This is a genomic window from Oscillibacter sp. UBA6647 (assembly GCA_002455655.1).
GTDB lineage: Bacteria > Bacillota > Clostridia > Oscillospirales > Oscillospiraceae > Oscillibacter.
In genome coordinates this window covers 36,370-44,910 of the sequence record DKLF01000137.1, presented here as the reverse complement: position 1 = coordinate 44,910, position 8,541 = coordinate 36,370, and the positions used below count along the sequence as shown (strand labels likewise).

Here is an 8,541-nt window from a genome sequence, read left to right as displayed (position 1 = left end):
GTAAATCTCTAACGGGTCGCCGTCGCTGATAAGATTGACATCAAACACCTTGTCCGGCCTGTTTGGGCTGGACTGGGCAATTTGCAGGGGATGCTTCGCGCTCTGCATGGACGTTTCTCCGCCTTCAAAAAGAGCCATGGCGGGGACTGCTTCCTCCTCAGTCCCAAGGGATACATCCGTTCCTGCGGATTGCAAAATCGCATCTACATCCGCCTTGAGCTGAATTTCAATGTGGTCTTCAAAAATATTCATGCGGTGAATCATCAGCTCCAGATCGTTTCGCTCCAGCTTGGGTTTTTTGAGAATGTCCTCAAATACGTCTAAGGCGGTTTTGGCAACGCGGTTTACCTGAATGATGGTGTTGCGCTTGTCCTCGGTCATGGAAATCTGGTTTTGCAGGCCCTCAATACGACGAAGAAGGTCGCTCTCCAGCTCGTCGTAGGTTTGCTCCAAAGCGTCCTCCTGCTCCGGGTGGCGCATGATGTCCCGGATGCGCTGGCGCTTGGTGGCTTTCAGCTCCTCCTGAAGGTCCCCGAGGATTTCGTCGAGATGCTCCGCCGAACGCTCCGTTTCGGCCACGTCCTCCTGTTCCCGGACAAGGTCTGCATTCAGCCGGTCCAGCATGGCGGAGGAGTGCTCCCGCACTTTGCGGAGATAGGCCTTCATCACTTCGTCCAGCCTGTCCACCCGGATATGGTGGCTGGTGCATGCCTTCAGGCCCCGCTTGTGATACTCTCCGCAGCGGTAGGCGTCCTTTAAATCCGGGCGGCTCATGGCAAACATGGGCGAGCCGCAGTCGCCGCAGAAAAGAAACCCGGAGTATACGTTGTCGTTGACCTTCACGCCCCGGTAATTGGAGGTGGTGCGCTTTTCCCGCAGGGCCATGGTGGTGGCAAAGGTGCGGTAGTCAATCGTTGGCTGGTGGTGGTTTTCAAATACCAGATGATCTGATGCGTCCCGCTTACATTCTCTGCCGTTAATTTTTTTGCGGGTGTATTTACCCTGCCGCAGCGTGCCGATATAAAAATCGTTGTCCAGAATGCCCTGCACTGTGACGATACTCCATGTTGATTTCACCTGCCGGCGATACTCCGCGCCTTCGGCTTCCTTGCGATCCCGCTCTGCCATGCGGGGGGTAGGGATGCCTTGGTCAGTCAGGTAATTGGCGATTTTTTTATAGCCCCAGCCATCGTTGTAAAGGGAAAAGATATTACGCACAATATCCGCCTCGGTGGGGACGATTTCAAACAATTGCTGCTTGTTAACGACATAGCCGTAGGGCGCGGCGCAGATCCATTTTGCGTCCGCCTGCCGCCGCTTGATGACGGACTTTACTTTTTTGCTGGTGTCTGTCACCGGCATCTCGTTGATGAGGAACTGAAATTGGATTTTCAGCCAGTCGTCGTCGTTGGGAAAGTCGATGCCGTCCCCGATGGAGATGATACGCACGCCCGCGTCTCTCAAATCCTCCAGTTCCACCAGTCCTCGACTGTTCCGGCGGGAAAAACGGGAGAAGTCCTTGACGAGAAGAATGTCCTTCCCGTGGGACATCAGCTCACGCCGCATAAGCTGATACCCCTCCCGCTGTTCAAAGGTATAGCCTGAGCGGTCCCGGTCCTCGTAGAAGGAGAGGGAAGAGCCGGGAAAGCGCTGGCGCACAAAGTCCGAGAGGATGGCCTTCTGGTTTTCAATGGAGGTATTGTCCCGGTCTAGCTCTTCATCCACGGAGATGCGGCAGTAGCCGGCAATGTCAAAACGCTCTGTCAATATAAATCACATCCGTAATATTATAGATAGATATCATTGTATATCAACTTTGAAAAATACGCAAGCAAAAAGGTTGGGAGATGATTAGGCGGGGCTGGGGAGAAAAAGTGCCGGGTAGCAATTCCTGTAATAGGGCGGACGGCTTTGGCTGCGCGGCATATACATCCACAATTTGGGAATACTGATTGCAGCATTGACAGCGCGTCCCCTTGGATAGAACGGTGAGAATTACGGACTTGGTTACCGAAGGAAGCAGCAGGTCTGCATTCTGAAAAGCAGCGCGGCATGCAATTTTACGAGAGGAGACGGCGCCTGTTGGAAATATGCGTCAGGTTTAATCAAAAGCTGGTGGAGGTCTGGATGACGAATGAAGAGCGGCAGGATACGGCCTTACAGGAGGAGTTGGATGCCCTTTATCAAACATATAGGGAGAAAAGCTTTCTGGTGGCGGTTTTCCAGTCCGGCGGGCAAAGCCTTGCCGACGCCACCAGCGATCTTCTCTGCCATAGCCGCAAGCGTCTGGCGCAATTGGAGGCCCGTGGAGCGGGCTGATGTTGACGCGCGATACCGACAAGCCGAGAGGTTCTCCTCACGGCTTTTTTATCCGGCTGCGAGGCTGCGAAAAAAATTTACAGACGGTGTGTACGGGGGCGTACATGAATCCTTCTTAAACTATGTGAGAATAAGCCCCATTTCTTGTCTTGCCAAAATTCAATCAATTTTTTGGCGGCAGGTGGGTAGAACAACGCGGCGGGACTGACCCGCGGCAGCACATAATCCGGCGCGAAAAGATGGAAACCACGCGCCGAGGACAAAGGAGGAACTTTTTTGGAACGGACAGAACAGTATCAGCTCAGCCGCTGGCAAAAATCGGACCGCATTCTGATGGATGACTTCAACGCCGACAATGCCAAAATTGACGCGGCGCTGGCGGCAAACGCCGCCGCAATTTTGACGGAAAAAGCCGCCCGCGAAGCGGCGGCCGCCGCTGAGGAGGCTGCGCGCAAAAGCGGGGACGCGGTCGAAGAAGCCGCCCGCAGAAATGCGGACGCAGCCGAGGAGTCTGCCCGCAAAAGCGCGGACGCGGCCCTGCAAAGCAGCATCATTGCCACAAATCCCATTGCCAGGATAATGGACGTGACCACAACCGCTTCCGCAAATCAGGTCAACCTTACCATCGGAAATATTGACTGGAATCCATATGCCCAGGTGCTTTTTTATGCGGACATAAAGGGATTTGGCGCACTGGGGATTACTGTGAATGGATGGACCGAAAAAATCTATATCTCCACGCCCGGGGGCAACACCATGACACAAGAATATCTTTTGTACGAAAGTAGCCTCTCGGCGGAGGGAACCCTGTTTACCGGTACTATCCCGTGCGCCCGAAGCGGGTTTGGAATCAACTGGTCCTATGTGAACTACTTCGGCCCGGGGACCCAACGGATGGGCCAATCCTACATTGCAAACAACTCATGGGTGAAGCCGCGTGCGGAGTATTCCACTCTGAATTTTACCACCAACGGACTAATAAACGCAGGAAGCCGTTTTGTAATGATGGGGGTGAAGCTGTGAAAATTCCTGTTTTGAATGTGGAACCTGACGGCACACAGACGCTGCTGGAGAAAGAGGTGCCGGAAGATTTTTTTGAGATTTTCTCTGCGCTTTCGCAGGAGGAAGTTCCCGAAGAATAGAAGACCAAGAAGCCCCGCTCCTTTTGGAGCGGGGCTTCTCTGATGATAAAAAGGGGGGGCGGCCCGCGCAATGAACCGCCCCTCCTTGTGGGCAAAAGGGGTGCGTACCGCCCGTTTTGGGGAGGAGGGACGGCAGGACGGAGGGGAAGGTCCTCTGTCAGGGCTTTAGTTTTTCACCATTCACCGCACGAAATACGGTCATCAGCAGAATTTTCACATCGAAAAGAAGACTCCAGTTCTCAATGTAATAAAGGTCGTGCTCGATGCGGCCTTCAATGGATGTGTCGCCCCGAAAACCGCAAACCTGTGCCCAGCCGGTGATACCGGGGCGCACCTGATGCTTGACCATATAGCGGGGGATATTCTCACGGAACTGCTCCACAAAGTGGGGAACCTCAGGACGGGGTCCCACCAGAGACATGTCGCCCTTGAGGACGTTGAAAAACTGGGGCAGCTCGTCAATGGAGAGCTTGCGGATTAAAGAGCCAAACCGGGTTTTCCGGGGATCGGCATTGGTACTCCAGCCGGTGGCTTCCTTTGCGTTGACCCGCATAGAGCGGAATTTGTACATCTGAAAAGGCTTTTTATTGCGCCCCACCCGCTCCTGCCGGAACAAAATGGGACCCGGGGAGCTGAGCTTTACCCCGATGGCCGCAAATACCATCAGCGGAGAAGTCAGGATAATTAAGACCAACGCGCCAAGAATATCCTCTGCCCGCTTCAAAAAGGCGTTGCCCAGATTATCCAGCGGAATGCGCCGGAGGTTAATAAGAGGCAGTCCGTCCAGATTGTCCACCTGAGGATTGCTGGGCAGATGCGCCGCATAGAAGGGAATAATGGACGCCTTTGTGCCGGTTTTTTCACAGACGGAAATGAGACTTGGCATCTTCCCATTGTCCGCTCCCGGAATCGCCAGCACCACTTCGTCCGGCTTGCGCTCATTGAGCAGGTCCTCCAAATGGTCATATCCGCCTAAAAGAGGAAGCGCGCCCCACGGGTCACCGTCGGAAACCACACCGTCCACCAAAAAGCCGAGGTTTTTCTGGGACGCCACCTTTTTCAGATAATTTTCCGCCGCCGGGCCCCTGCCCACCAGTACCACATGCTTGAGATTATAGCCTTTGGCCCGAAAGCGGTGCAGCAGAAGCCGCAAAAAAGCCCGCTTCGACAAAAGAAGCCCGCTTGCAAAGGAGAAAAACAGAACCAGCGTCCAGCGGGACATGTTGTTTAAATGAAACACGAACAAAATCGCCACCAGCAGCGCGGTGTCCATGGCGGTGACGCTTAAAAGCCGAGCGGTTTCCCGGTGAAAGCGGGTGGAGCGATAGGATTCGTACAGTCCCGCCATGGCGTAGCTCAGCAGGCACAGTGCCGCAGCCGCCCCGCCCAATGCAACGTAATAGGAAAAGGGAATCCCCTCGATGCCGCCCAGAAGAGAAAAACGCACCCAATAAGCCAGCAGCATGGAGACAAACACCAAAACGCCGTCTGACAGGACGTGCAATTGGTTCAGCAGCCGCTGGTTCTCCTTAATCATTCCGAAATCCTCCCAAAACCGACATTTTACGCGCATTTGATTGTACCCCGGAAGCGGACTTCTGTCAACCGGCGCGGGCTTATCCGGTTCACAAGGAATATGAAAAGCGGCAGCCTTCTGTTCGGAAGGATGCCGCTTTTTGGTCAATGCCCGGAAATTGCGGGGGTTATTTAAGAGAGTCCAAATAGGTCTGGGCCCGGCCGTACAGGGTGATGGGCTGGAGAAGATAGTCGTTGGCCTCCTGAAGCTGCGCCGCAATGCCCAAAGACAGTTCCTGGAATTCCGGCGTACCGTCGTCCTGCTCCGCCAAAAGCGTAAGCCCATACTGCCACGCCCCTGTCCGCGCCCGGTTGAATGCGAGGTGGCGGGAGAGGGCGGCAAACGCACTCTGGGGAATGTGGTTTTCAAAAAAATACTCCGCGAGGTAGTCCGGGTCCGTATTTCCGGGCCGGGTATAGGCAGATGCGTACAGGCCTGCCTGATTCTGAATCGCCTCGTCGTCAGACTGAGCGCTGTAATAAATATATGCCTGCATGGAATCCTGACGGCTGAAGGGATCGCTGCCGATGGCGCTGTCAAGCCGCTGGAAAACGGTGCCCTGCCCGAACATCATGTCGTTGTCCGCCCGCAGGTGGTTCAGGAGAAGCCCACTCCAGATGGTTGTGATTGCAAGGGCGGAGAGCAGCAAAGCCTTGTGGGCTGTCCAGCCCTTCGCGGGAGAAGGTTGCATATTCCCGGTGTTGGGTTTCGCTGTGGTTTTCTTTGTTTTTGTCTCCGCAGCCACAGTGGGTTCCATGGCGGGGACCTTCGCCTGCTCCGGAGCAGCCTGTGTGCAGTGGACAGCGATTCCTGCCCAGATGCAGAACATCAGTGATAGAAACGAACTGAGAGAAAAGGCTGCTTGGTTGACTGCCTGAAGCGCGGCGAAGCCCGTCGCCGCAAACAGCGCGGGAGCCAGAGGCGCACCCCGCTTCCGTCCTGCCAGCGCCGTCCAAAAGGAGGAGACCAGCACGCCCGCAAACAGGGCAAGGCCGATGACCCCGGCATCCGCCAGTGTCTGGATGTAGTGGTTGTGGACGTACCGGCTCTGGTACTCAAACCGGGCCACGGAGTAAAGCCCCGCTTCCACCGCGCCAAGTCCTTCGCCCAACAGGGGGGACTTTTCCCAGATGCGCAGGCCGTCCCGCCAGAACTCCGTCCGCTGGACGGAGTTTTGATTGGCCCAAAGGCCCTGAAGACGGTTCGCCATAAAACCGGGCAGCAGCCTGTAATGAAGCTTCAGGCTTCCGTCCTCCGTCCCGGTATAGGAAAGCTGCTCCACTGTCCCGCCCTCCGGAAGGGAGACGGCAAACCAGACCGCCTCCGTCCCCTCCGGCACGGTGAAGGCCGCACCGTCAGAGACGCCGTCGTAAAGCACCGTAGAGGTGTGGAGAATCAAGTCGGTTTCATTCTGACAGGTGACGCGAACAGAAGCGTCTCCGTTGCTCTCGGTGGAAAGGGTGTACGCCCCGGCGGAAAGATCCGCCGCCCGGGTCAAAACCTCGCCCGGCGCCAGCGCCGCCGGACCGGTAAGCTGAAACGCCAGGACCCCGTACACCGCCCCGCAAAGCACCAGCCCTCCCGCTGCGCCGAGAGACAGCGCCCTGTGGTGGGAAAGAGCCGTGCAGATTCGCCGGGATAAAAGCCTGTCCAGTGCCGCAAGGCCTGCTGACCCGAACAGGGCTGCCAGCAGGGGAATGGGAGAAAACTGCTTCGTCCCGTCAAACACGGAGATATAAACGGCCAAAACCCCAAGCATGGTAACCGCCAGCGTTTCCACCATTAAAATGACGCCAGGGAGCTTTTCTCCTTTGGGCACTGCAAGCAAAAACAGCACAAACGCAGCGGCAATAAAGCCCATGGCGCCAAGGCTGAACGCCAGTACGAAGCCAAGTGCCGAGAGAAACAGGCACACAGCGTGAAACGCCCGCTCCCGGCCATGGCTACTCAGGGCTAGCCCCAGTGCCAGCAGCACGCCAAGGCCCGTCACACTGGCGAAGGTGTTGCCGTCGGCCAGAAGAGAGTTGATGCGGGTTCCTGTCTCAAGGCCGGAATTGACACTGTAATCCTGCGTAAACGTCTCGACGATGGCGCGAAACGCACCGGAAAACCAGTGAGTGGATACCAAATCAATACTTAAAAAAGAAAACAGAGCGGAGACGGCGGAGACAGCGGAAATTGCATTTCGTCCCGCGTTTTTCCCGCTTCCTGCCGTAAAAATAATCAGCAGAAACAGCAAAAACCCCGCCAGAATCTTTGTAAACTCCTTTAAAGCCAGCACGGGGTAGGGACTGCGGAAGCAGGATATGCCCGCCCACAGCACATACAGCGTCACCGCCAGAAACAGAAGCCCCAAACGCGGGGCTATGGGCCGCTTACGCAGCAGAGCCGCCGTCAGCAGTGTCCCCAGCGCCAGCAAAATGCACAGCATCGTCACAGACTCCTGTGCGGTGAGCGTCACCAGCAGAAACAGCCCCCCGGCAAACAGGGCCAGACTCCGCCGGTCGCAAAGCTCTTCCGGCAGTGCGCCCGCTGCACCCGGCGCGTAAAGCAGGTGGTTCTTCTTTGTATTTTTCATCTATCAGACCTCCGGTTATGCGTTTTTATAGTTTATAGACACCGTGCTCTCAGCGTCCGGTGCTTCTGGTCGTTCCCGCGAAATCGGGCTTCCGCTCCGCCATGCCGGGTACGGCGGAGAGGTATGCCTCCATCACCTGCGGTAAAACCTCATCCAGTCCATAGGGCATGACCGCCTCACGGGCCTGCGCCCCTAGCACCCACCGCAGGCCCGCATCCTCCGTCAGCCGGAGAAGCTGCGCAGCACAGGCTGCCGCGTCTCCGTAAGGATACAGCAGCCCGCCGCCTTCGGCAAGCAAATCCGTGTGCCCCTTCACCGCGCTGGCCGTCACCGGAAGCCCGGCGTACATGGCTTCCATTACATTAAAAGGCAGTCCCTCCGACCGGCTGGCGGAAACCGCCAGGTCAGCGGCGGCGTACCACCGGGGCATGTCCGGCTCCGAACCTGGAAAAAATATCCGACGTTCAACGCCCAGATGCGTTGCAAGCGCTTTGCATTCTTCCAGCAGCGCGCCCTGTCCGGGCAAGGCCAGTTTCACCCGCTCCGGCAGCAGCGCCATGGCCCGGAGCAGCATGGACTGAGACTTCCGGGCGGAAAATTCCGCCGCGTAAACTGCGAGAAGTTCATCCGGGCCAAGCCCCAGCTCCCGCCGCAGCAACCCGCCGTCGGTCTCCCGGCCTTCCAGCCGGGAGAAATCCACGCCCATGCCGGGAACGTTCTCCACCCGCCGTCCCAGCTTCTTTTTCCGTGCCAGCTCATAGTCCCATTGGTTCATGGTCAAAAGCAGGTCGGTCTGGGGAGCGGTGAGTCGCTCCGCCGCGAGGAGAATTTCCCGCTTGAGGGGTGCTGTCTCATTATCAAATAAATACCCGTGGGCCACGGTGACAAGGGGGGGCCTGCGCCCGCTTAAGCCTGCCGCCGCGCGG

Annotated in this window: 7 protein-coding genes; 3 read left to right on the top strand and 4 right to left on the bottom strand. The window is 56.8% G+C overall.

Going from position 1 to position 8,541, the window contains the following annotated elements; translation table 11 throughout:
- Positions 1–1,767 (bottom strand): recombinase family protein (locus B2W96_RS10255; RefSeq protein WP_293010196.1); only part of this gene is annotated, 1,767 nt, incomplete at its 3' end.
- 315 nt (positions 1,768–2,082) lie between these two features.
- Between B2W96_RS10255 and B2W96_RS10250 the strand changes: the two genes are divergently transcribed.
- The 3 genes from B2W96_RS10250 to B2W96_RS10240 all read left to right on the top strand — a co-directional run bounded on the left by B2W96_RS10250 (position 2,083) and on the right by B2W96_RS10240 (position 3,461).
- Complete coding sequence (locus tag B2W96_RS10250) at positions 2,083–2,319, top strand: hypothetical protein (RefSeq protein WP_293010195.1); 237 nt, start codon at positions 2,083–2,085, stop codon at positions 2,317–2,319.
- A gap of 276 nt (positions 2,320–2,595) precedes the next feature.
- The gene (locus B2W96_RS10245; protein WP_293010194.1) at positions 2,596–3,342 is read left to right on the top strand and encodes a hypothetical protein; all 747 of its coding nucleotides are present in this window, start codon (positions 2,596–2,598) and stop codon (positions 3,340–3,342) included.
- Entirely contained in the window at positions 3,339–3,461 is a 123-nt protein-coding gene (locus B2W96_RS10240; RefSeq protein WP_293010193.1) for a hypothetical protein, read from the top strand. Before B2W96_RS10245 ends, B2W96_RS10240 begins: the two co-directional genes overlap by 4 nt.
- A 157-nt stretch (positions 3,462–3,618) precedes the next feature.
- On the opposite strand, the gene B2W96_RS10235 is transcribed toward B2W96_RS10240, so the two are convergent.
- From B2W96_RS10235 to B2W96_RS10225, 3 genes are all read right to left on the bottom strand, one after another.
- The gene (locus tag B2W96_RS10235) at positions 3,619–4,998 is read right to left on the bottom strand and encodes an undecaprenyl-phosphate glucose phosphotransferase (RefSeq protein ID WP_293010192.1); all 1,380 of its coding nucleotides are present in this window, start codon (positions 4,996–4,998) and stop codon (positions 3,619–3,621) included.
- A gap of 166 nt (positions 4,999–5,164) precedes the next feature.
- The gene (locus tag B2W96_RS10230; protein WP_293010191.1) at positions 5,165–7,615 is read right to left on the bottom strand and encodes an O-antigen ligase family protein; all 2,451 of its coding nucleotides are present in this window, start codon (positions 7,613–7,615) and stop codon (positions 5,165–5,167) included.
- Between the two features lie 49 nt (positions 7,616–7,664).
- On the bottom strand, positions 7,665–8,541 hold an 877-nt coding region (locus B2W96_RS10225; RefSeq protein ID WP_293010190.1), incomplete at its 5' end, for a glycosyltransferase.

Bases quoted from the DNA above. Each gene is read 5' to 3' on its own strand.
- B2W96_RS10235 (WP_293010192.1), bottom strand. From the start codon at position 4,998: ATGATTAAGGAGAACCAGCGGCTGCTGAACCAATTGCACGTCCTGTCA.
- B2W96_RS10230 (WP_293010191.1), bottom strand. From the start codon at position 7,615: ATGAAAAATACAAAGAAGAACCACCTGCTTTACGCGCCGGGTGCAGCG.